Raw genomic sequence first — 23417 nt, forward strand, 5'->3', positions numbered from 1 at the left:
CAGGGCCAGGTCAAATGAATTTTGCCTGACCATCTTGCGGCGCGGTTCTGTACGGGCGGCGATGTGCCGAGGACGGGCAGGGCGATTGTTGCATGTTCGCGCTCTGTTCACAAAATTACCTTGGAAGCGGCGCGGCTCTCGCCTATGTGTGGGGAATGGTGATCCGGGGGGTCAGAATGGCCGATCTGAAATATATCGAGGTGCGCGGGGCGCGCGAGCATAACCTCAAGAATATCGACGTGGATATTCCACGCGATCAGCTGGTGGTGATCACCGGGCTGTCGGGCTCTGGCAAATCCAGCCTCGCCTTTGACACGATCTATGCCGAGGGGCAGCGACGCTATGTCGAGAGCTTGAGCGCCTATGCGCGGCAGTTCCTCGACATGATGGAAAAGCCGGATGTGGATCATATCAGCGGTCTGAGCCCGGCGATTTCGATTGAGCAAAAGACGACAAGCAAGAATCCCCGTTCGACCGTGGGCACGGTGACGGAGATTTACGACTATCTCCGGCTGCTCTTTGCCCGCGTCGGCACGCCCTATTCGCCCGCCACCGGCCTGCCCATCGAGGCGCAACAGGTTCAGGATATGGTGGACCGGGTGATGGCGATGGAGGAGGGCACGCGCGCCTATCTGCTGGCCCCCATCGTGCGCGACCGCAAGGGCGAGTATCGCAAGGAATTTCTGGAACTGCGCAAATCCGGGTTTCAGCGGGTTAAGGTCGACGGGCAGTTTTACGAATTGGATGAACCGCCCACGCTCGACAAGAAATTCCGCCATGACATTGATGTTGTGGTGGACCGGCTGGTGGTCAAAGACGGGTTGCAGACCCGGCTTGCGGATAGTTTCCGCACGGCGCTTGATTTGGCGGATGGCATTGCCGTGCTGGAAACCGCACCCAAGGAGGGTGACCCGGAGCGGATGATCTTTTCCGAGAAATTCGCCTGTCCGGTCAGTGGCTTTACCATTCCGGAAATCGAGCCACGGCTTTTTTCGTTCAACGCGCCCTTTGGGGCCTGTCCCGAGTGTGACGGGTTGGGGGCGGAGCTGTTCTTTGACGAGCGGTTGGTGGTGCCGGATGAGGCGCTGAAGCTGGCGGATGGGGCGATTGCACCCTGGCGCAAGGGCAAGAGCCCCTATTTCACGCAGACCATCAATTCCATTGCCAAACATTACGAATTTGATCGCAACAGCCCGTGGAAAGACCTGCCCCCGCATGTGAAGCAGGTGTTCTTGCACGGGTCTGGTGAGGAAGAAATCGGATTTCGCTATGATGAGGGCGGGCGTGTCTATCAGGTGAGCCGGGTGTTCGAGGGCGTTATTCCCAATATGGAACGCCGCTATCGAGAGACCGATTCAAGCTGGGTGCGCGAGGAATTCGAACGCTATCAGAACAACCGCCCTTGCGGGGCCTGCGGTGGCTATCGCCTGCGGGCCGAGGCGCTGGCGGTGCGGATTGCGGGCCTGCATGTGGGCCAAGTGGTGCAGATGTCGATCCGCGAGGCGCTGGAGTGGTGCCGCACGGTGCCGGATCATTTGGGCAAGCAGAAAAACGAGATTGCGCGCGCCATTCTTAAAGAAATCCGCGAGCGGTTGGGGTTTCTCAACAACGTGGGGCTGGATTATCTGACGCTGAGCCGCAATGCGGGCACGCTGTCGGGTGGGGAAAGCCAGCGCATTCGGCTGGCCAGCCAGATCGGCAGCGGGTTGACGGGCGTGCTTTATGTGCTGGATGAGCCGTCGATTGGCCTGCATCAGCGCGACAATGGGCGACTGTTGGAAACCCTGCGCAATCTGCGGGATCAGGGCAATACGGTGATCGTGGTCGAGCATGACGAAGAGGCCATTCGCACCGCTGACTACGTGTTTGACATTGGCCCCGGTGCCGGGGTGCATGGCGGCCGGGTGGTGAGCCATGGCACACCTGACGCGGTGGCGGCTGATCCTGCGTCGCTGACCGGGCAATACCTGTCTGGCGCGCGCGAGATTGCGGTGCCCGAGGTACGGCGCAAGGGCAACAAGAAGAAGCTGACGGTGGTCAAGGCGACGGGCAACAACCTCAAGGAGGTGACGGCGACCTTTCCGCTGGGGCAGTTTGTTTGTGTGTCGGGCGTGTCGGGTGGGGGAAAATCCACGCTGACGATTGAGACGCTGTTCAAGACCGCCTCGATGCGCCTCAATGGCGCGCGGCAGACGCCCGCGCCCTGTGAGACCATCAAAGGCCTTGAGCATCTCGACAAGGTGATCGACATTGATCAGCGGCCCATTGGGCGCACGCCGCGTTCGAACCCCGCAACCTACACGGGGGCGTTTACACCGATCCGCGATTGGTTCGCCGGTCTGCCAGAGGCCAAGGCGCGCGGCTATAAGCCGGGGCGTTTCAGCTTTAACGTTAAGGGCGGGCGCTGCGAGGCCTGTCAGGGTGATGGTCTGATCAAGATCGAGATGCATTTCCTGCCGGATGTCTATGTGGAATGCGAGACCTGCAAGGGTGCGCGCTATAACCGCGAGACGCTGGAAATCCGCTTTAAGGGCAAGAGTATAGCGGACGTTCTTGATATGACGGTGGAAGAGGCGCAGGAGTTTTTCAAGGCGGTGCCGAGCATCCGTGAAAAGATGGATGCGCTGATGCGGGTGGGGCTTGGCTATATCAAGGTGGGCCAGCAGGCGACGACCCTTTCGGGGGGCGAGGCGCAGCGGGTGAAGCTGTCGAAAGAGCTGGCCAAGCGGTCCACGGGTCGCACGCTCTACATCCTTGACGAGCCGACGACGGGGCTGCATTTCGAGGATGTGAACAAGCTGTTGGAAGTGCTGCATGAATTGGTCGATCAGGGCAATTCGGTCATTGTGATCGAGCATAACCTTGATGTGATCAAGACGGCTGATCATATTATCGACATTGGCCCCGAGGGCGGCGATGGCGGCGGCGAGATTGTGGCAGTGGGCACGCCGGAAGAAGTGGCCGAAGAGCCCCGCAGCCATACCGGGCGCTATCTCAAGGAGATATTGGCGGCGCGGCGCGTGGCTGCGGAATAGGGATGCGGCGCGCTGCGGCGATCTGTGGACGCGGCTTGGGGATCGCTTGGCTTTTGGGGCTTGCGGTCTGGATTGGGCTAAGCCTGCATTTCCAGATCGCGGCACCTTGGGTTTATCTGCTCTATCTGGTGGGAGTGTTCGTCTGGCTTGCGCTTGTGCGGATGCTGTTGCGGGGGCGTTTGCGCCGGGCCTTGGGGCTGAGTGCCGTGGTTTTGGCGGTCTGGGCGCTGTGGTGGGGCGGGATTGCGCCGCGACAGGACCGGGATTGGATGGCGGAAGTGGCGCGCGGCGTCACCGCAGAGCCGGCGCGCGAAGGCGCGGTTCTGGTGCGCAACATCCGGGATTTTCGCCGGTCAAGCCCGACCGAGGCGGTTGAGCGCTGGTATGATCTGGAGGTTCAGCCCGAGCAGATCACCTCTGTTGATATGATCATGTCGGTCTGGGATAGTCCGGAGATTGCGCATACGCTGGTCAGTTTCGGGTTTGCCGATGGGCGGCATATCGTCTTTTCCGGCGAGATCCGCAGGGAAGTGGGCGAAGAATTTTCGGCCATTGGCGGTTTTTTCAAGCGGTATGAGCTGGTGTTGATTGCCGCCGACGAGCGCGACATCGTGCATCTTCGCACCGATGCGCGAGGCGAGTCGGTGTCGCTCTATCCGGTGGCGATGGGTGCTGGGCAGCGCGCGGCGTTGTTTCGGGCGTTTCTGGACTATGGCAACGCCTTGGCCGAGGAACCGCGTTGGTATCACACGCTTTGGACCAATTGCACGACAATGCCCTATCGGTTGGTGCGCGGCATTGCGGAGGGTCTGGTGTTTGACCTGCGGGTCATCTTGTCGGGGCGGTTGCCCGGATATCTTTATGATCTGGGGGTTTTGCCGGGGGCAGGGACGGTGCCCTTGGCAGAGCTGAAAGCGCGCGCCGTCTTGCCGCCCAGCCCGGTTGACGGGCTGAGCAGTCAGGAGTATTCGCGGCTGCTGCGGCAGGGGTGGCGCGACTAGCGCCTTGTCGCGAAACGGTCAGTTCAGAACCGCCGCCGCAGCGCCGATCAGGTCGAGAATTTCGCGTGTTTCGCGGTTCACGCGGTAAATCTGATCGCCAACGCGGTAGTAGGTCTCGTTCCGGTCCAGACCGTAGCGACCGGGATTACGCAGAATGATGTAATCCTCGTTGATGCGGTCGCCGATGCGGTAATATCCTTGCTTCTTCGCCTGACCGGGGGGCTGACAGCCGTTGTGTTTCTTGGCCAGTCCCGGCGGGCAATGGCCGTTGCCCGCAAAGGCCGGGGCCCCGCCAAAGGTGATACCCAACATCAACAGGATCAACGTGTGTTTCATGGCCTGTCCTTTCGTGTGTACGACAGACATGGGCCGTGTCACGCCCGATGCCAAGACGGGGCGTGCACCTTGGGCGAAACCTTGCCGTTATTTCTTGAGCGGGCAGGTCGAGATGCCGAGGATCGAATAGAGCGGGCAGGAGGACATGAGACCTGTCACCAGCGGGATGATCCCGATCAGATAGAGCCAGCTATAGGCGCCCTCGCGGTTCAGCGCGAAACCCGCCAGCAGCGCGAGGCCAAAGAGGATGCGCAGGGCGCGGTCGATAGAGCCAACATTTTTCTTGAGCATGGGATCACCTATGGATTGAGGGGCGCGGAGGCCCGGTTGATGCGCCATAGTCGCATGCGGGTGGGGGCAGCGTCTGTGATCTGGTCACAGAGGGGGGGATAGATTGGTGGCTCAGGCGTTGAGTTCAACCCAGAGCGGGACGTGATCCGAGGGTTTGTCGCGGCCACGTATATCCTTGTCGATGCCGCAATCGGTCATCAGGTCTGCTGCCTGCGGGCTGAGCAGGAAGTGGTCGATTCGAATGCCGTCGTTCTTGTTCCAAGCGCCGGCCTGATAATCCCAGAAGGTGTAATGCCCCGGCCCCTGCACCTGCGCGCGAAACGCCTCGGTAAAGCCGAGGTTGAGGATGCGGCGAAAGGCGGCGCGGCTTTCGGGGCGGGCCAGAGCATCCTCGCGCCATGCGTCGGGGCGGGCGGCATCCTCATCCTGCGGGATGATGTTGTAGTCGCCGCCCATCAGCACCGGTTCTTCGCTGGCCAGAAGGTCGCGGGCGCGGGCGTGCAGGCGGTCCATCCATGCGAGTTTATAGTCGTATTTCGGCCCCGGTGCGGGATTGCCATTGGGTAGGTAGAGACCGCAGAGGCGCAACGCGCGGTGATCGCCGACAACTGTTGCCTCGATCCAGCGGGCCTGTTCGTCTGTGTCGTCGCCGGGCAGACCGCGCGTGACATCCTCGAGCGGGCGCTTCGAGAGGATCGCCACGCCGTTAAAGCCCTTTTGCCCATAGGTTTCGACGTTATAGCCGCGCTCTTCGAAAATCTCGCGCGGGAAGCCGTCATCGACGGATTTGATCTCTTGCAGAAGGGCCACATCGGGGGACGCCTCGTCAAGCCAAGCGGGCAGGGCGTCAATCCGGGCTTTGATGCCGTTGATATTGAACGTGGCGATTTTCATGGCGCGGCCCCCTTTTGTCCTCTGGCATTCTCTATCGCGCAGGGGGGCGGAGGTGACAAGCGGTCACATCGAAAACGACGTACCGCAGCCGCAGGACGAGGAGGCGTTGGGGTTGTCGATGATAAAGCGCGCGCCAATCAATTCCTCGGAGAAATCAATCGTGGCCCCGGCAAGAAACGGCAGGGAGGTGGAATCAACCACGACCTTTTGCCCGTCGCCTTCGAGAATCAGATCGTCTTGGGCGGGCTCGTCGAGTTTGATTTCGTATTGAAAGCCAGAGCAGCCGCCGCCCTCGACGGCGACGCGCAGGGCTTGACCCTGATCGCCAGCACCGATTTCGGCGAGGCGGGCAAAGGCGCGGGGGGTCACCTTGGGCGGCAATTGCATCGGAATGCTCCTGACTGGTTCACGTTTGCTGTCAGGTGCAATATATGGGGCCTGACCTCTGGCGACAAGGATAAGCAGCGATGACGGCCCCCTATGCCTCTGATCCCGCGCAGGTGCGTGGGCGGCGTGTTGCGGAAGAGGAAAGCGCGTTTCGCTCGCCCTTTCAGCGCGACCGGGATCGCATCATCCATTCCAGCGCGTTTCGGCGGCTCAAGCACAAGACGCAGGTGTTTGTGGCGCATGAGGGGGATTATTTCCGCACACGGCTGACCCATTCCATCGAGGTGGCGCAGGTGGCGCGCACGATTGCGGGTGCGCTTGGGCTGAATGGCGAGCTGACCGAGGCGGTGGCGCTGGCGCATGATCTGGGGCATCCGCCCTTTGCCCATGCGGGTGAGGACACGCTGGATGCCTTGATGGCGCCCTATGGCGGGTTTGACCACAACGCGCAGGCGGTACGGATCGTGACGTCGCTGGAGCGGCATTACGCCGAGTTCGACGGGCTGAACCTGACATGGGAGACGCTGGAGGGGTTGGCCAAGCATAATGGCCCTGTGACGCCCCTCCGGGGCGATGGACCCGTGACGCTCCTCCGGGGCGATGGGCCTGTGACGCCCCTCAGGAGTGATGACCATGTGACGGGGTCGTTGCCCTATGCCTTGGCGGATTACAATGCGCGGCATGATCTGGAATTGCACACGCATGCCAGTGCCGAAGCGCAGGTGGCGGCCTTGTCTGATGATATTGCCTATAACAATCACGATCTGCATGACGGGTTGCGCGCGCGGTTGTTTGACGATGACGAAATCGCAGGCTTGCCCATTGTGGGCGATTGTTACGCCGAGGTGGACCGGCTCTATCCCGGACTTGACCGCAAACGCCGCAGGCATGAGGCGCTGCGCCGCGTGTTTGGGGTGATGGTGGGGGATGTGATCACGCGGTCACGGTATCTGTTGGAGGACGCCGCGCCGGCTTCGGTGGCGGAGGTGCGGCATCTGGGGCGTCCGGTGATCCGGTTCTCGGATGCGCTTTGGGGGGATTTAAAGCAAATCCGGGCGTTTCTTTTTGCGCGTATGTATCGCGCGCCCGAGGTCAACGACATGCGTCTGAGGGTGCATGGGGTGGTGAGCACGCTGTTTCCCCATTATCTGAACGCGCCGGATCACCTGCCCGAGGAATGGCGCCGCGACGTGGCGCAGGCGGCGGATGAGACCGCGCTGGCGCGGCTGGTTAGTGACTATATCGCAGGCATGACGGATCGGTTTGCCCTGCAGGAATATGCAAGCCTAACGGGTGAAGGCGCGCGTGATTTCTCCGATAACGGTGTCTAAGCTCTTATAACGAAAAAGTTTATACGCTTCTGCGTGCAGCCTGCGTTGTGTGCTGTGCGGCCCGATGCTAACCATCTCGTGGTATTTGGGGCGCTTTGGTGATGGTGGGTTTCGCGGAGCATGTTGCGGGCAAGACCGTGCTGATCGCTGCGGCGGGCTGTGCGGCGGGTGTTGTGCTCGCGCAGGGGTTGGCGCGGGCCGGGGCGCAGGTGATCGTGATTGACCGGGAAGATCGGCGGTGTCAGGCACTGGCGCGGTTGGTTCCGGGGCGCATCGAGACGCTGGCGCTGGATGTGCTGCGCCCGTCGGTCTGCGCGCGGTTGGGGGCGCTTTGGGGGCAGACACCGATTGATTTGCTGATCCATTTGCAACCTTTGCGCATGGCGGCGCGCTTGGGGGCGGTGACGATGGGCATTGCCGGGTTGAGCCGCGCGCTGCGACCCGGTTTGCAGGCGGGGCAGGGCCGGAGCTTGATTGTCAACGCAGTCCCCTGCGCGGGGGCTGGGGCGGCGGAACGGGCGTGCCGTCTGGGTCTGGATCATTTGGGCGGCTATCTGGTGCAAGAGGCAGGTGGTGCGCAGCCGGTGCACACGCTGCGTTTGATGCGGGCCGAGGGGCCGCGACGGGGCACGACGGCTGCGCTGTCGGTGGTGTTGGAGCCTGCTATATTTCTGGGCTTTGCACCTGGGGGTGAGGGCGGGGTGCAGTCGTCTTGCGTGACGGTTTGCGCCGCTTGTGATTGACGCGCCGCGCGCCGTTGGATAACCCGAGCCAAGGCAGCAAGGATAGCTTTTATGAACCTTTTTACCGATATGCGCGACCTCGTGCTGGAAACGCTGGCGGCAATGCAGGCAGGCGGCCAGTTGCCCGCGGGGCTGGATATGACCAGTGTGACGGTCGAGCCGCCGCGCGATGCGGCGCATGGCGATATGGCAACCAATGCGGCGATGGTGCTGGCCAAGCCTGCGGGCCTCAAGCCGCGCGAGATTGCCGATGCTTTGGCGGCACGGCTGGCCGAGGATGGCCGTGTCGAGAGCGCCGAGGTGGCGGGGCCGGGGTTTCTTAACCTGCGGCTGGTCCCTGCGGTGTGGCAGCGGGTGGCGCGTGCGGCGCTGACCGAGGGCACGGGCTATGGTCGCTCGACCCTTGGGGCGGGCAAGCGGGTGAATGTGGAATATGTCAGCGCCAATCCGACGGGGCCACTGCATGTGGGCCATACGCGGGGCGCGGTGTTTGGCGATGCTCTGGCGCGGCTGTTGGATTATGTGGGCTATGAGGTCACGCGCGAATATTACATCAATGATGGCGGTGCGCAGGTCGATGTGCTGGCCCGGTCGGTTTATCTGCGGTATCTTGAGGCGCATGGGCAGGCGGTGGCCTTTGCCGATGGCACCTATCCGGGTGATTACCTGATCGAGGTGGGTGAGGCGCTGAAGGTGCAAGTGGGCGATGCCTATGTTGGGCAGCCCGAGGAGGTTTGGCTAGAGCCGATCCGCGATTTCGCCACGGACAAGATGATGGCGCTGATCCGCGAGGATCTTGCGGCGCTTGGCGTTGAGATGGACGTGTTCTATTCGGAAAAGTCGCTTTATGGCACCGGGTTGATCGAGGCGGCGATCGAGGATTTGCGCAGCAAGGGCTTGATCTATCGCGGTGTGCTGGAGCCGCCCAAGGGCAAAATGCCCGAGGATTGGGAGCCGCGCGAGCAGACGCTGTTCAAATCCACCGAACATGGCGATGATGTGGACCGCCCGATCATGAAGTCGGACGGTGGCTGGACCTATTTCGCGCCTGATATCGCCTATCATTATGACAAGATCAGCCGGGGGTTTGACCTTTTGATCGACGTCTTTGGCGCGGATCATGGCGGCTATGTCAAGCGGATGAAGGCGGCGGTGTCGGCGCTGTCGAATGGCCGGGTGCCGGTGGATATCAAGCTGTGCCAACTGGTGAAGCTGTATAAGAACGGCGAGCCGTTCAAGATGTCGAAGCGCGCGGGCACCTTTGTGACGCTGCGCGATGTGGTTGATCAGGTGGGCGCGGATGTGACCCGCTTTGTGATGCTGACGCGCAAGAACGATGCGCCTTTGGATTTCGATTTCGACAAGGTTTTGGAGCAATCCAAGGATAACCCGGTGTTCTACGTGCAATATGCCAATGCGCGGGTGAATTCGGTGCTGCGCAAGGCCGCAGAAGCCGGAATTGCGGTGGAGGATGCCACATTGGCGCAAGCGGACCTCAGCGGGTTGACCCATGAGGCAGAGCTGGCGGTGGCGCGCAAGATCGCGGAATGGCCACGCTTGGTCGAGATTGCCGGGCGCAGCAATGAGCCGCATCGCGTGGCATTCTATCTCTATGATCTGGCGTCTGATTTGCATGCCTTGTGGAACCGGGGCAATGACGATGCGTCGCTGCGTTTCATCCAAGAGGGCGATGTGGCCACATCACAGGCGAAAATCGCCCTTGCGCGTGCTGTAACCGTTGTTATTTCCGCAGGCCTTGGTATTCTGGGCGTAACTCCGGCGGAAGAGATGCGTTAACGCACCAAGCCGGGGATGAGGCAGAACAGTACATCCCCGGCGACCATGTATCGCCGGAGAGCAAGAGGCGACATGGCAGATATGCACTATGCACGGCCCGAACCGGGGCCTGAGCGCGCAAAGCTCATTGTCAGGCTGACCAATCTGACCGGCGCGGCACTCTCGCTTGCGCTGATCGCGGGCGTTGGGATGTGGGGCACCAAGATGGTCCTGCGCGATGTGTCAGGCGTGCCGGTGGTGCGCGCGGCCGAAGGGCCAATGCGCGAGGCGCCTGCCGATCCCGGTGGCGATGCTGCGGCCAATCAAGGGCTGTCGGTTAATGCCGTGGCCGCCGAAGGCACGGCAGCGGCCCCGGCAGATCGGTTGGTTCTGGCCCCTCCGCCGCTTGAATTGTCGTTGGAGGATGTGGCCCCGCTGACCCCGACGGCGGAGGTCGCAGAGGCCACTCCGCGTGCGGAAGTCACAGAGCCTGCGCCACAAGCTGTGCCGGAGGAGGTGCAAAACGCCTCAATCCTTGCGCTTGCGGATCAGATTGCGGCGGGGGCCGCGCCGATAGCCCCGCTGGAGGAAGAGGTGACGGGCCCGGAGGCGGTCGAGACCCCTGACGTGGAAGACGTTGCCGTTGCGCAAGCGGTCGTGCGCCCGCGTGCGCGCCCTGCATCGCTTACCTCGGTGTCCGAAGCAGTCGCCCTTGCGGTGGCGGCGGCGCGATCTGCGCCCTCGGATGAGGTGGATGCGGAAACGATCCCACTTGGCACGCGGTTGGCGCAGCTTGGCGCGTTTGACTCGGCCGAGGTGGCGCGCGCGGAATGGGACCGTCTGGCGGGGCGGTTCGGTGATTTCCTTGATGGAAAACAACGGGTTATTCAGCGCGCTGAAAGTGGCGGGCGCACATTCTACCGGTTGCGGGCCATGGGCTTTGCCGATCTGGGGGATGCGCGGCGGTTCTGTTCGGCACTGGTCGCGGAGCGCGCCGAGTGCATCCCGGTGGTCACGCGGTGACGCGGTTTGGGGCGACGATCCTCGATGCGGAGGGTCTGCGGCTGACGACAGAGGAAAAGGCGCTGTTTCGCGACACGCGCCCGTTTGGGTTTATCCTCTTTGCGCGCAATATCGACAGCCCGGATCAGGTGCGCGCCCTTGTGGCAGAGATGCGTGAGGCCGCAGGGCATGACGCGATGGTCACGATTGATCAGGAGGGAGGGCGCGTGCAGCGATTGCGCGCGCCGCTATGGCGCGAGTGGCCTGCGCCGTTGGATCAGGCAGAGGCGGCGGGCAGCCGCGCGGCTGAGGCGATGTATCTGCGCTATCGTCTGATTGCGGCAGAGTTGCACGCGCTTGGCATCGACAGCAATTGCGCGCCGTTGGTGGATGTGGCGGGGCCTGCGACGCATCCGTTCCTGAGCAATCGCTGCTATGGCGTTGATCCCGATACGGTGGCGCATCTGGGCCGTGCGGTGGCGAATGGATTGCTAGACGGGGGCGTATTGCCCGTGGTCAAGCATATCCCCGGACATGGCCGCGCCGAGGCGGATAGCCACCATGATCTGCCGGTGGTCACGGCGCTGAAGAGTGATCTGCAAGATACTGATTTTGCGCCTTTTAGAGCGCTGAACGACCTGCCTTTGGGGATGACGGCGCATCTGGTCTATAGTGCGATTGATGCCGCGCCTGCGACCCTATCCGCATCTATGATGCAGGTGATCCGGGACGAAATCGGCTTTGACGGGCTGATTATGACTGATGACATTTCCATGAAAGCGTTGCGTGGCACCTTGCCGGACCTGTCGCGGGCGGCCTTGCAGGCCGGGTGCGATGTGATCCTGCATTGCAACGGGACGCTGGCGGAACGGCAGGCGGTGGCAGAGGCAGCTGGCGAGATGACCGAGCCTGCGCAAATCCGTGCCGACCGGGCGTTGACATGGCGCAAGACCCCCCAAGAGATTGACATTTCCGCCCTATCGGCACAGCTTGATGCGCTGACGGGCGGGTGTGCGCATGAGTGAGGACGATTTCGACAGGGATGAGGGGCCGGTCAATGTCGCCGAGCGGTTGGCCGCTGAGGCGCTGATTGTCGATGTCGATGGGTTCGAGGGGCCGCTTGACCTTTTGCTGACGCTGAGCCGGACGCAAAAGGTGGACCTGCGCAAGATTTCGGTGCTGGAACTCGCGCGGCAATATCTGGCCTTTGTGGAACGCGCCAAGGCGCTGCGGCTGGAACTGGCGGCGGATTATCTGGTGATGGCGGCGTGGCTTGCCTTTCTCAAATCGCGGCTGTTGTTGCCGCCAGACCCGAGCGAAGACGGACCCTCGGGCGAGGAGTTGGCGGCGCATCTGGCGTTTCAGTTGGAGCGCTTGCAGGCGATGCGCGATTGCGCGGCGCGTCTGATGGGACGAGACCGGCTGGGGCGCGATTTCTTTGCACGCGGGGTGCCAGAGGACGTGGCGCGCCTGCGGCGTGTGACCTATACGGCGACGCTGCTTGACCTCATGCAGGGCTATGCCCGGATCAGGACGCGCGACGAATTCCGCCCCTTTGTGATGGATCGCGATGCGATCTTTACCATGGAGCAGGCGTTGGAGCGGATGCGGGGTTTGATCGGCTATGCAGGCACCTGGACCGATATCCTGAGCTATTTGCCAGAGGGGTTCACCACCGATCCGGGGCGGCGGCGATCGGCCACGGCCTCGACCTTTGCGGCGGCGCTGGAACTGGTCAAGGAAGGGCGGGCAGAGGTGCGGCAAGCGGAGGTTTTCGCCGCTATCGAGCTGCGGCGCAAGGATTAAGAGTATGTCGGAAGCACCTGAAGAAAAAGAAAAAAGCCTGTTTCAAGCGCCGCCCATTGGCGAGCAGGAGCGGATGATTGAGGCGATGCTGTTTGCGAGCACCGAGCCGCTGACCACCCGCGACATGGCCGAGCGGATGCCGCATGGCAGCGATCCTGCCGAAGCGCTGGTGCATCTGCGCAAACGCTATGAGGGGCGCGGCGTGCGTGTGGTCAAGGTGGGCGATGCCTGGGCCATCCGCACTGCGCCGGACCTTGGCTATTTGATGAGCCGCGAGACGGTTGAGACCCGCAAGCTGAGCCGGGCTGCGATCGAGACATTGGCGATCATCGCCTATCACCAGCCGGTGACGCGTGCCGAAATCGAGGAGATTCGCGGCGTGGCGGTCAGCCGGGGCACGGTGGATCAATTGCTGGAGATGGAGTGGATCCGGTTCGGGCGTCGCAAGATGACGCCCGGGCGGCCTGTGACCTTTGTGGTGACGCAAGAGTTTCTGGATCATTTCGGGCTAGAGAGCGCGCGGGATCTGCCGGGGCTCAAGGAGTTGCGGGCTGCGGGCCTGTTGGACAATCGCCCGCCGCCGGGGACCATGCCGCAGATGGGCAGCGAAGAGGACGAGGACGAGAGTGCGCCGGGACAAAACGAGCTCTTCGAGGACTGACGCGGCAGATCCGTGCCGTCGGCGCGATTGCGGCGGCGATTGAAGGGCGTCGGCCATGGATAAGAGGGATCGCCAGTCTTCCGCCAGAGTACCCTAAGCGTGCGGGCCGTCTTGGTTGCAGGCCTGCGGCGGCTACATTCTTCTTTTGCAATCCGAACCTGCGCGGCATCTGTCCAGTGCTGATGGTGGCCTTTATCGGTGAGATGTAAGATCTCGACTTTGAGTCTATACCGATGGCCGGAGAGGGTGTCAGATCCGGGGCAAAAATCCTCAGCCCAAAAGACGGCGCTTTCCGGATGAATACAATTGACAAGGCAAGTGCCGGTCTCAACTATCGAGCTGCGTGCAGGCGTCCGGTTGGGTTTTTCGGCCATCTACCCAGTCTAAAAGGAGAAATATATTCGTGCCGGAGAATGAATTTCAGGGTCTGTGCGCGATTTGCGGCCATGTGGGCGTATTTCGACGTGGCGATCACCGCTCTTTGCGCGAGTCCTATCCCTGCCCAAATTGTCGTTTCACGATGCGCTGGCGTGACCAGGCGGCCGTTATCCTTGATGAATTCGGACGCGGGCAGGCTTTGTCGATTGACGAATTGGTGGCACGAGGCTTTCTGTCCAATGTCGCCGTCTATGAGCCAGCCTTGCGGGGACCTTTCGTTGCGCGTTTTAACACGCTGCCGCACTATACAAGATCCTATTTTCGACCCGACCTTGCGATTGGGGCACTAGCACCTGATGGCGTGCGTAACGAGGACCTGACCAAGCTGACCTTTGACGAGGACAGCTTTGATCTCATCATCACGAGCGATGTGATGGAGCATCTTCCTGATGTCGAAAGCGCATTTGCCGAAACCCTGCGCGTTCTTCGGCCCGGCGGGATTCACGTCTTTACCATTCCGAATGACTATCCCTTTCCTGACCGGACCGAGCCGAGGGTTCGGGTAGAGGAGGGGACGGAGGTTCACCTGAAGCCGGAGCGCTACCACAACGCTGGCGACGGGACGAAATGCTTGGTCTATACGGATTACGGGGCCGATCTTGCGGACATGATCCGCTCGCTTGGGGGCAGGCTGACCATCACGCGCCGCGGCGGTCCTGTCGAACCTCTCAACACCAACGCCACATTCATCCTGCGCAAGATTGCATCGGCGGGCAGACGGCGCCCGGTGTCCTCGCTCTCTGGTGCGGACAAACCTGTGGCCGAGGTGAAATCCGTTCAGGGTGCCCCCACGACGATCCGGACGGTTGACGAGGATCTTTGTTGCCCGATCTGTCACGGGACCGAGTTCGAGGATTTCAACGGTCGCTCCCATGCGCGGTGTTCATCCTGTCGGGGGGTGGAGCGCAACCGGCTTATGTGGATGGTGCTTGATCGACTGGGCGCTTTCGAGAAAGGCAAACGCATCCTTCATCTTGCGCCGGAGTTGGGACTGGCCCGAAAATTTGTCGAGCTTTCAGGGGATGCCTATCATGGTGCGGATCTTGATGCGGAGCGCTACAAGAGCAAGTTTCTCACGGTTCGAAAGCTTGATCTGTGCGTCGATCTGGCCGGCATCCCGGATGCAAGTTATGACCTGATCGTGCATAGTCATGTTCTGGAACATCTGCCTTGCTCAGTTGATGGCGTGCTGCAGGACCTTGACCGCATTCTTGCACCCGACGGGTTGCATTTCCTGTCGGTTCCAGTCCGCGGCGAACACACGCTAGAGGATCTGTCGCCAGATCTTCGCCCGGTCGATCGACTGACGCGCTTTGGTCAAGAAGACCATATGCGTATTTTCGGGGCGGTGGATCTACAGGCGCTTCTGACCAAAGTATGGGGGCCGGGACAGCATCTGATCGTGCCTGTCGAGTTGTTCGCGCGCGACGATCTGCGCCGCGCCGTTATTCCGACGGTTGCTTGGCAAGGCGTGTCGGGTCACAGCATCTTTCACTATCGCAAGGGTGCCAGACCTCCGGCAGAGATGCTGACTACGCAGGTGGACGCGGCACCGCCGTCTGATGTGGGGCGGTCGCTGGCCCCAAATGCTGCGAGCGGGCCGCAGGGCGCAAAGCCCAAGACGCAAGAGGCCGATCTTGCCGCGAACGCCCCAACGGGATCGCGCGTCATCCTGGGCCTCGACGCCTTGCAGAGGGATAATCCCTGGCCGGAGTTTCCATGGGATGAACACGCACCGTTTCACCTTGCGCGCGACGCGGACGGTGATGGCGGTCGCGAGATCATCTTGCGACAGATCCTGAACCGGGACATCCGATTGATGGCAGAGGTGGGGTGTTTCCTTGGGGGGGCTTTGCTGCATTGGCTCAAGGCAAAGCCTGATCTGACGGTCATTGGGATAGACCCGTGGGATGGAGATTGGGCCAGCTTTGTCGAAGGGGTGGCACCCCATGCCAATCATCTGTCCGACGCTGAGGTCACGCGCATCGCCCGCCTGCTGCGAAAGTACGGCAATTTCGCCGTTGCCCTGAACGCTCTACGCTTGTTCAAGGATCGCTTTGTTCCGGTGGGCTGTGCCTCTCCAGAGGCGTTGCACGACTTGCGGCGGCGCGACATCCCTATTGAGCTGATCTACCTTGACGGCTTCAAGAACCGCGACGAGCTTGATGTGGCGCATGACCTCTTTCCCGACGCCGTGTTGTGCGGCGATAACTGGCTGTGGCAGGACCAGGCAGGTGCATTTGTCGTGCAACACAGCATCAAGGCATTCGCGCAGGATCATGGGTTTGATATCGAGGATTTGCGGCAGTCTTGGATCTTGCACCGTGAGAGGTAGGCCGGGCGACCATCGGGTAATAGCCATGGGGGGGGCGTCAGGACGGGGTCGCAGGCTCGAGCGTGAGAAGCGGGCCGATGTAGCTGCGCAAGGGCCGCTCTGGTTCGCCCTTGAGCAGTTTGATTTCGGGGGCTTCCACGGTGGGGGATATCGTTATCTCACGCAGGTGGAGGCCGCGGTAGAAATCGAAGGCGACGGTTCCGATTCTGGGTGCGTAGCTGAAAGGATCGACGGTGGAGACTTGCAGACTATGGCCCGATGGGTCGAGGCGCAGGTTGATGTGCCCGCCAGCCCGGTGGAACAGGTGGACGAGAGCCTGGGCATGATACTCTTGCCCAAATCGCAGGACCGCGCCCGTGTTTTCGAGACGCATGTAGTGGAGGGGCAAATCCATGCAGTCATGACGCTCCATCGGGTGGTCGTGCAGAATTGCATCTGTGTCGAGGAGACCGCGGCGCCAGAACGGTTTGGGCAAGGAAACGGCATGGAACCAAGCAGCCTGATCGAGGCAGCGTTTCAGGAACGGGGTGACGCGGTCTGCCATGACCTCACCACCTTCGTAGGTCGTGTGGACATCATCGCGCAGGAGGCCCGCCACGACATCGGCCCCAACCTCGGCAAGCCATCCTTCGGCCATGTCCAACAATGGGATGCGAAACTCCTTGCAGAATTCGCGGGTTTGGGCGTTGAAATCGTGATGAACCGGCGATGTCCAACGGCGGTGGTGAAGAAAAAAGGCCGGGTCGGCCCCGATATCCTGAGCCACAAGTGCCATGTCGAGAAGCAGTTCGCGCCCGCGCGCCGGGGTCGTCAGGGGATGCAGGGCAAAGGCCGACGCGTTTACCTCGAACAGAACGTGGCTGAATGGCCCGAGCTTTGCGGCGGCAAGGCGCAGGTAGGGTGGGATCACATGCGGCTGTTGGGCGCCCAGCCCGACCCGAAGCACGGTAACGTCTGGTGTCTCGGCACGAAGCCGGTCGATGGTGGGATCGGAGAAGCCGGATCTTGTGGCCACGTTAGAGAAGCCGATGATCAAGAGACGGCGGGTTGGCATTTAGGTCCCCTTGCAGCGATGTTGGGACACACCTTGCGCGGCGGCCAAACCATGACCGAGGCGCTGACGATACCCCCGCCCTTGATCAGACCTGAGGTTGCGCCATGACGCAATCGCTTTTCGAACAATGCGTGGCGCGTGCTGAAGGTGCCGCAGCGGCACTGGCAAGCCAAACTGTGCCGGGCAGGGTGCTGGCGCATGCAGCGGCACGGCCAGATAAGGCGTGCTATTTCTTTCACAACCCGGCCGGACCACCGGATGTGCTGAGTTTCGAGGATCTGGTTGCACGTGCGTCACATGTCGCGGGGGTCTTGACCGCAGCAGGCTGTAGCCATGGCGCGCGCGTGGCGTTGATCTTTGAGCATGGACCGGGTTTTGTGATAGCCCTGTTCGGGGCCTTCTTTGCGGGCTGTGCTGCGGTGCCGGTCGCGGTGCCGACCAATGAGACGAAAAGAACGCGGGCGGGCGCTATTTTGGCAGAGGCTGACTGTGCGGTTCTGCTGACGTCGCCTGCCATCGCCAAAACACTTGCCGAGGACGGGATCGGCATCGCGGCCTTGCCGCCGATCATTGCGCTCGACACCGTCGACCGTGCGGCATCGGTAATTCCTGACAGGATTGTGCCCGAGGATGTGGCCATCATTCAGTATACATCCGGCTCGACAGGGCATCCGCGGGGGGTAGTGGTGACGCAAGGCGCGCTCTATGCCCAGATGTGTGCGATAGACCTCTGTCTGCGAAGTGAGAGCGAGGAGCGCGTGGTCACATGGCTGCCGCCCGAACATGATATGGGGCTTATGGGCGGGCTGCTCTTCAATCTCTGGCGTGGCGATCCGACTTATGTTCTCGCGCCCGAAAGCTTCATACGGCGTCCCTATCTCTGGCTTGATACAATCAGCAAATGGCGCGGCACGGTTTCCGTTGCACCGAATTTCGCCTTTGACCTCTGCGTGCGCGGCATTCCTGCTGACCGCCTAAAATCTCTTGATCTCTCAAGCTGGCGTGTCGCGTTGAACGGGGCGGAACCTGTCCAGCCCGAAACCCTTGCCCGCTTTGCCGACGTGTTCAAGCCTGTGGGTTTTGATCCTCAGTGCTTTCTGCCGTGTTATGGACTGGCCGAGGCGACGCTCTTGGTTTCGGGTGCTGCACGTGGCGGCGGGGCCACGACCCACTGGTTCGATCCGGAGGCGCTTGAAGCGGGCAGGGTTGTGCCACTGGTGGCGGGAACGGGGCGCTGTCTTGTTTCTTCCGGCCCGGTTCGCACGACCGGCGGGGTCCGGATTGTCGAGCCGGAAACTGGCGTTCCCTGCCGCTCTGACCGCATCGGCGAAATCTGGATTGCAGGGGAAAGCGTCGGCTCTGGGTATCATGACCGACCCGAGGAAAGCGTTTCGACATTCGGGCAGTTCACCGCGAATGGCGACGGACCATATCTGCGCAGCGGGGATTTAGGATTTCTTTTGAACGATGAATTGTATGTGACGGGGCGCATCAAGGACATCGTGCTCTGGCGGGGACGGACCCTGCACGCGGCTGACCTGGAACTTTTGATCACCGGCGCAGATCCAGCCATCCGGCCCGGCCGGATCGCGGCCTATCAGCGGGACGCAGGAAATGTCGATCTGGTTGTTGAGATCGCGCAGGGCCGGCTAGGGGCGGATGGCGGCACCGGTGTAGCCGAACGGATCTGGCGTGATCTCATGGCAGGGTCGGGGGTTGATGTGGCGCGCGTGCGTCTGGCGCGGCCCGGAACATTGATGTGGACCTCGAGTGGCAAGCTCCGGCGCCGCGACACGCACGCAAGGCTGGAGACCGAGAGCGGGCTGCTGGTGCTCGATTGGGAGCCGGGACCGCTCAGAGCGCGCGGCGCACAGATCGAGGCGACCCGGACCCTTGCCGGGGCTATCGCGCAGAAGAGCGCGGGGCCGGGCGCATATCTGCGTTTTCTGACCGATTGGGTTGCCGCAGCGGTCAATTGCGCGCCGCAAGACGTTGATCCCCATCTGCCCTGGGCGGACCAAGGCATGGATTCCTTGATGATCACGGAAATTGTGGTGGATTTGGAACAGGCGGTTGGGCGCGACATTCAGCCCGAACTGCTTTTCGAAATTCCCACCCCGTCGGGCTTGGCGCTTGCGCTCGCGCAAGGTTCGTCATGAGGCCGGACGAACCGATCGCTGTTATTGGTCTTGCGTGCAGGTTCCCCGGAGTGGACGGACCCGCAGAGCTGAACCGGCTGCTCCGCTCGGGGCAGACAGGCATTCGCGACATTCCGCCCGACCGATGGGCCTTGTGGGGACTGTCCGAAGACCTGTCCCTGCGCGAAGGTTTTCCCGTCACGCGGGCCGGTACTCTGGATGATATCGCGTTCTTCGACCGGCGTCCGTTTCGGATCTCGGCGAACGAAGCCCCGCTGATCGACCCGCAGCAACGGCTTGCTCTGGAAACGAGCTGGCACGCGCTTGAGGATGCCGGGTTTTCGCCGGCTTGCCTTGAGGATGCGCCCATCGGCGTCTTCATGGGGGCTGGGTCGTCTGACTATGCGCTCCGGATGGCCCAAGCGGGCATATCCGGTGCTGGAAACCCCCATTGTGCGAATGGCGCGCAGAATGCCGCGATTTCGGGGCGTATCAGCTATTGCTTGGGTCTGACAGGGCCAAGCCTGACCATCGATACTGCCTGTTCGTCGGGGGCCGCCGCCGTCGCGCTGGCGGGGGACAATCTGCGCCTTGGTCATTGTGATGTTGCGCTTGCGGGCGGCGTGAATGCTCTTTTGTCGGTTGAGCCCTTTCGGGCACTTTCCGGGATGAGTGTGTTGTCGGCCAAGGGTGAAACCCGCAGTTTCGACGCGACCGCATCAGGCTTTGTCCGCAGTGAGGGCTGTGGCGTGCTGGTTCTGAAACGGCTGTCATGCGCGTTGGCGGCTGGCGACCGCATCCATGCCGTCTTGCCCGGCTGGGCGATGGGACAGGATGGCCGCAGCAACGGGCTGAGCGCGCCCTCGCGCCGGGCGCAGGCGCGCGTCATTCTGCAAGCGGTGGAGGCGGCCGGACTAAAGCCCACCGATATCGGGGCCATCGAGGCACATGGATCTGCCACCGTATTGGGTGACACGATTGAGATATCGGCATTGGCAGACGTCTTTGGTGATCGGGTTGACGCAAAGGTTGTCGTGGGATCGGTAAAGGCGACGCTCGGCCATCTAGAGGCTGCGGCTGGGGTGGCCGGTCTGATCAAGGCCATCTTGATGGTCCGCGACGGATTCATTCCAAGGCAGCCCTGCTTTGCGACGCCGTCGCCACGGATCAACTGGGACGAGGTGCCATTCGAGATTGTGCGGGATCAGAGGGTCTGGCCCGGTCCCCGCCGGGTGATGGGGGTCAGTTCCTTTGGCATGAGCGGTCTGAATGCGCATATCCTTGTGTCCAATGCCGACATGTCACTCCATCAGGCGTTGCCTGCCGGTGGTCGTCATCTTTTCCTGCTGTCCGCCGCATCGCCCGACAGTCTGAGAACGCGCACAAGCCAACTGCTGGAGACGCTCCGCGCGCCGGGGGCCGATCTGGGAAAGATCGCCTTGGCAACGCGGCGCCGATGGGTCGGACTGAGCCACCGCGCGGGATTTGTCGCGGCATCGCAGGAGGAGGCGCAGGAGGCCCTCACGCGCAGTCTCGCGTCGCCCTCTCCGGGGCCCGTCGCACCGGCGGCAGAGATTGCGCTCAATATCCCCTCAGACCGGGCTGATCTGCATCGGGTCTTGCAGCAGGTCTGGCCCGGCTACGCTCTTGGCTTGTCGCAGGCGGCGGTGCCCGATCCGGGCACCCGTCCCGAGACGATGGAAGACGCGGTCCTTGCCCTGCACCTTGCCGGCGCCACGCTTTGCCTGGATGCGATCAGCCCGTCAGCCGCGGATGGGACGGACCTGCCGGGCTATCCTTTTGACCGACAGCGGCACTGGTTCGACGCAGTACGACCGGCCCGAGCACCTAGGGGATGAGACATTGACCTTTTATCAGCGACTTAAGGCAGGCTGGGCCAACGCGGATGCCATTGCTTTTGACGACGGAGTGGTCACCCTTACCTATGGTGAATTGGACGCGGCGACGGGACGCGCGGCCTCGGCGTTCCTTGCCCAAGGTCTTGAACCCGGTGACCGGGTTTGCCTTGCCATGCAGAAATCGCTGGCGCAGATCGTCGTGCTGCTTGGGGCTCTGCGGGCGGGGCTTGTAGTTCTACCGCTGAACCCGGATAGCCCCGCAGAGGTTGTGGCGGACCAGATTTCCCGAACCGCGCCTGTTCTGCTGATCGGGGAGCGCGAGGACGGATGGCGCGCGCGGACGGAGAGCGGACCTGCGGCGGTGTCCCGATGTCTTGACGCTGATCCCGCAAGGCCGCACGATCCCCTCCACGCGACGGACCATACCGACCCGGACAGATTTTCCGTGGATGACGAGGCTGGTGCCATCATCCTGTTTACCTCTGGCAGCACCGGAAGGCCCAAGGCCGTGATCCACAGTCACGGTGCCTTGTTCGCCAACACGGATGCGCTGAGGATCATCTGGGACATCGACGCGTCCGATCGCCTGCTGCATGTCTTGCCAACGACGCATGCTCACGGCCTGATCGTTGCCCCCATGCCGATCCTGCTGGCAGGTGGCACCGTGGTTTGGCGGCCCCGCTTTGATCCGGGCGATGCTGTCGCGTGGTTGCCTCGGGTCACCTGCTTTATGGGCGTGCCCTTTTACTATGGGCAGTTGCTTCAGCATCCGCAGTTCACGGCGGGCGCGGCCCGACAGCTGAGGCTCGCTATCTGCGGCTCGGCTCCGATCCTTCCAGAAGTCCGGGAACAGGTCGAAGACAGGCTGGGGCTGCCGTTGCTCGAACGTTACGGGATGACAGAGACGCTGATTATGACTGCCAACAGCCCCGCACGAAACCGGGCCGGATCGGTCGGTCTGCCTCTTCCGGGGTGGAGCCTGCGCATTAGGTCCCTTGTGTCGCATGAAACCGCGCCTCCGCAAGAGATCGGAGAGGTAGAGGCCCGCGGCCCTCTCGCACTGCCCAGCTATCTCGATGACCGGGCGGAAACGGCGCGCAAAACCGCGCCTGACGACTTTTTTCGTACCGGTGATGTCGGATGGGTCGACACGGACGGCTTTCTGCATATCACGGGGCGTGCTGATGACCTCATTATCTACGCAGGCCTGAACATCCAGCCCTCCGAAGTCGAGGCTGCGCTTGTCGCGATCAACGGGGTCGTTGATGTCTGCGTGTTTGGCGTTCCGCATCCGCACGCAGGCCAGGCTGTCATGGCCGCGGTTGTCTCGGCGGCGGGCACAACCCTGACACCTGCCGCCATCCGCGCGGAATTGATCGGCAAATTGCCCGCAACCAAAATCCCCAAGCGTGTCTATGTGGTGTCGACCTTGCCCCGAAACGCCATGGGCAAGCTTCGGCGCGATCTTCTTCGCAAGGCCTGCGAGCACGGCACCTTATGACTCATCCGGTCTTTCGGCGACGGCAATCACGTATCCTTTGATGGACCGCTCAAGCCCGCGCGCATAGGCGGCCATCGCGTTGCGTTTCAGCATCCTGACAAAGGGTAGGGTGGTGTCTGCGTGAATATCCTCGACTGTCACGGGCATCAGACCTGCGGCTTCGAGAGCCGAGCGGTAGGCCCCGACCGTGGGAAGAACATTCTCGTGGGGCACAAAGCTCGTTGGCTTATCAACAAGGACATCGGTAAGGATCAACCGCCCACGGGGACGCAAGAGCCGACGCGCCTCTTCAAGGAATTGCTGGCGTGTGCGGAAATGCATGGCGGTCTCGATAGCATGAATGCAGTCGAAGGTCTCATCCTGAAAGGCGATGCTTTCGGCGCGCATCCGTTGGAAGGAGATGCGCGGGCCTGCGTAAAGGCGGCTTGCATGGTCAATCTGCGCGCTGGAATAATTGATCCCGATCACGTCTGCCTGCGGATAGGCCGATGCGATCTGCGCCGTGCAGGCCCCCAGCCCGCACCCCACATCAAGCACGCGGCGTGCCCGCGCGCGGTTGGGATCTTGTGCGATGTGGCGGCGGACCAATTCGCGGGCCGCTTCGCCGGGATGGTCGATCCGCTGCCCATCTGAGTCATGCCAAAAGCCAAAGTTGTAGAGGTCGCTCTCACCATAGAACTGCCGGAACCGTGGATGGAAAATGGCGGTGTCATAGGCTTGCTCTGACAACCGGAGGCTTTCGTTCGCGTCTTGATCTGCTGGGTGTGATTGCATAGCATTAGTTTTTGTTGAATACTGCTGTGCAGGCAATACACAATCGCATTCCAGC

At 62.0% G+C, this 23417-nt stretch carries 19 protein-coding genes; 13 read left to right on the forward strand and 6 right to left on the reverse strand.

The window, feature by feature from the left end:
* The first annotated feature begins 176 nt into the window (after window positions 1-176).
* Window positions 177-3035, forward strand: a complete 2859-nt coding sequence (gene uvrA / locus GC127_RS19045) for an excinuclease ABC subunit UvrA (RefSeq protein ID WP_151979387.1) — start codon at window positions 177-179, stop codon at window positions 3033-3035.
* 2 nt (window positions 3036-3037) lie between these two features.
* Complete coding sequence (locus GC127_RS19050) at window positions 3038-4036, forward strand: DUF4105 domain-containing protein (protein ID WP_151979388.1); 999 nt, start codon at window positions 3038-3040, stop codon at window positions 4034-4036.
* 18 nt (window positions 4037-4054) lie between these two features.
* On the opposite strand, the gene GC127_RS19055 is transcribed toward GC127_RS19050, so the two are convergent.
* The 4 genes from GC127_RS19055 to GC127_RS19070 all read right to left on the reverse strand — a co-directional run bounded on the left by GC127_RS19055 (window position 4055) and on the right by GC127_RS19070 (window position 5944).
* Entirely contained in the window at window positions 4055-4372 is a 318-nt protein-coding gene (locus GC127_RS19055; protein ID WP_151979389.1) for an excinuclease ABC subunit A, read from the reverse strand.
* A gap of 87 nt (window positions 4373-4459) precedes the next feature.
* Window positions 4460-4663: a DUF2892 domain-containing protein gene (locus tag GC127_RS19060; RefSeq protein WP_151979390.1), complete on the reverse strand. Its 204-nt coding sequence runs from the start codon at window positions 4661-4663 to the stop codon at window positions 4460-4462.
* A gap of 111 nt (window positions 4664-4774) precedes the next feature.
* Window positions 4775-5557 carry an exodeoxyribonuclease III gene (xth, locus tag GC127_RS19065; protein WP_151979391.1) on the reverse strand — a complete coding sequence of 261 codons (783 nt, stop codon included), beginning with the start codon at window positions 5555-5557 and terminating at the stop codon, window positions 4775-4777.
* A gap of 63 nt (window positions 5558-5620) precedes the next feature.
* A complete protein-coding gene (locus tag GC127_RS19070; protein WP_008281073.1) occupies window positions 5621-5944 on the reverse strand; it encodes an iron-sulfur cluster assembly accessory protein in 324 nt (107 codons plus the stop codon).
* Between the two features lie 80 nt (window positions 5945-6024).
* Between GC127_RS19070 and GC127_RS19075 the strand changes: the two genes are divergently transcribed.
* From GC127_RS19075 to GC127_RS19110, 8 genes are all read left to right on the forward strand, one after another.
* A complete protein-coding gene (locus GC127_RS19075) occupies window positions 6025-7275 on the forward strand; it encodes a deoxyguanosinetriphosphate triphosphohydrolase (RefSeq protein WP_151979392.1) in 1251 nt (416 codons plus the stop codon).
* A gap of 101 nt (window positions 7276-7376) precedes the next feature.
* Window positions 7377-8018, forward strand: a complete 642-nt coding sequence (locus GC127_RS19080) for a hypothetical protein (RefSeq protein ID WP_008281071.1) — start codon at window positions 7377-7379, stop codon at window positions 8016-8018.
* A 51-nt stretch (window positions 8019-8069) separates the two neighbouring features.
* Complete coding sequence (gene argS / locus GC127_RS19085; RefSeq protein WP_008281070.1) at window positions 8070-9815, forward strand: arginine--tRNA ligase; 1746 nt, start codon at window positions 8070-8072, stop codon at window positions 9813-9815.
* Between the two features lie 72 nt (window positions 9816-9887).
* Window positions 9888-10817 (forward strand): SPOR domain-containing protein, encoded by a 930-nt coding sequence (locus GC127_RS19090; protein ID WP_151979393.1) that lies wholly within the window; start codon window positions 9888-9890, stop codon window positions 10815-10817.
* Window positions 10793-11821: a beta-N-acetylhexosaminidase gene (nagZ, locus tag GC127_RS19095; protein WP_254700200.1), complete on the forward strand. Its 1029-nt coding sequence runs from the start codon at window positions 10793-10795 to the stop codon at window positions 11819-11821. Before GC127_RS19090 ends, nagZ begins: the two co-directional genes overlap by 25 nt.
* On the forward strand, window positions 11814-12602 hold the full coding sequence (locus tag GC127_RS19100) for a ScpA family protein (RefSeq protein WP_081506219.1): 789 nt from the start codon (window positions 11814-11816) through the stop codon (window positions 12600-12602). Before nagZ ends, GC127_RS19100 begins: the two co-directional genes overlap by 8 nt.
* 4 nt (window positions 12603-12606) lie before the next feature.
* Window positions 12607-13263 carry an SMC-Scp complex subunit ScpB gene (gene scpB, locus GC127_RS19105; RefSeq protein ID WP_081506218.1) on the forward strand — a complete coding sequence of 219 codons (657 nt, stop codon included), beginning with the start codon at window positions 12607-12609 and terminating at the stop codon, window positions 13261-13263.
* Between the two features lie 403 nt (window positions 13264-13666).
* Window positions 13667-16036 carry a class I SAM-dependent methyltransferase gene (locus tag GC127_RS19110; protein WP_254700202.1) on the forward strand — a complete coding sequence of 790 codons (2370 nt, stop codon included), beginning with the start codon at window positions 13667-13669 and terminating at the stop codon, window positions 16034-16036.
* Between the two features lie 37 nt (window positions 16037-16073).
* Here the strand turns inward: GC127_RS19110 and GC127_RS19115 are convergent, their stop codons facing one another.
* On the reverse strand, window positions 16074-17090 hold the full coding sequence (locus GC127_RS19115; RefSeq protein ID WP_151979394.1) for a hypothetical protein: 1017 nt from the start codon (window positions 17088-17090) through the stop codon (window positions 16074-16076).
* 104 nt (window positions 17091-17194) lie between these two features.
* Between GC127_RS19115 and GC127_RS19120 the strand changes: the two genes are divergently transcribed.
* From GC127_RS19120 to GC127_RS19130, 3 genes are read left to right on the forward strand one after another with little or no spacing between them, the layout of a single operon-like run.
* The gene (locus GC127_RS19120) at window positions 17195-19249 is read left to right on the forward strand and encodes an AMP-binding protein (RefSeq protein ID WP_151979395.1); all 2055 of its coding nucleotides are present in this window, start codon (window positions 17195-17197) and stop codon (window positions 19247-19249) included.
* Entirely contained in the window at window positions 19246-21087 is a 1842-nt protein-coding gene (locus GC127_RS19125) for a polyketide synthase (protein WP_151979396.1), read from the forward strand. Before GC127_RS19120 ends, GC127_RS19125 begins: the two co-directional genes overlap by 4 nt.
* A 4-nt stretch (window positions 21088-21091) precedes the next feature.
* Window positions 21092-22588, forward strand: coding sequence for a class I adenylate-forming enzyme family protein (locus GC127_RS19130; RefSeq protein ID WP_199861288.1), 1497 nt, complete (start codon window positions 21092-21094; stop codon window positions 22586-22588).
* Here the strand turns inward: GC127_RS19130 and GC127_RS19135 are convergent.
* Complete coding sequence (locus GC127_RS19135; RefSeq protein ID WP_199861289.1) at window positions 22583-23362, reverse strand: class I SAM-dependent methyltransferase; 780 nt, start codon at window positions 23360-23362, stop codon at window positions 22583-22585. The genes GC127_RS19130 and GC127_RS19135 overlap by 6 nt on opposite strands.
* Window positions 23363-23417: the final 55 nt, after the last annotated feature.

The organism is Roseovarius sp. EC-HK134 (genome assembly GCF_902498815.1).
Classification (GTDB): domain Bacteria; phylum Pseudomonadota; class Alphaproteobacteria; order Rhodobacterales; family Rhodobacteraceae; genus Roseovarius; species Roseovarius mucosus_A.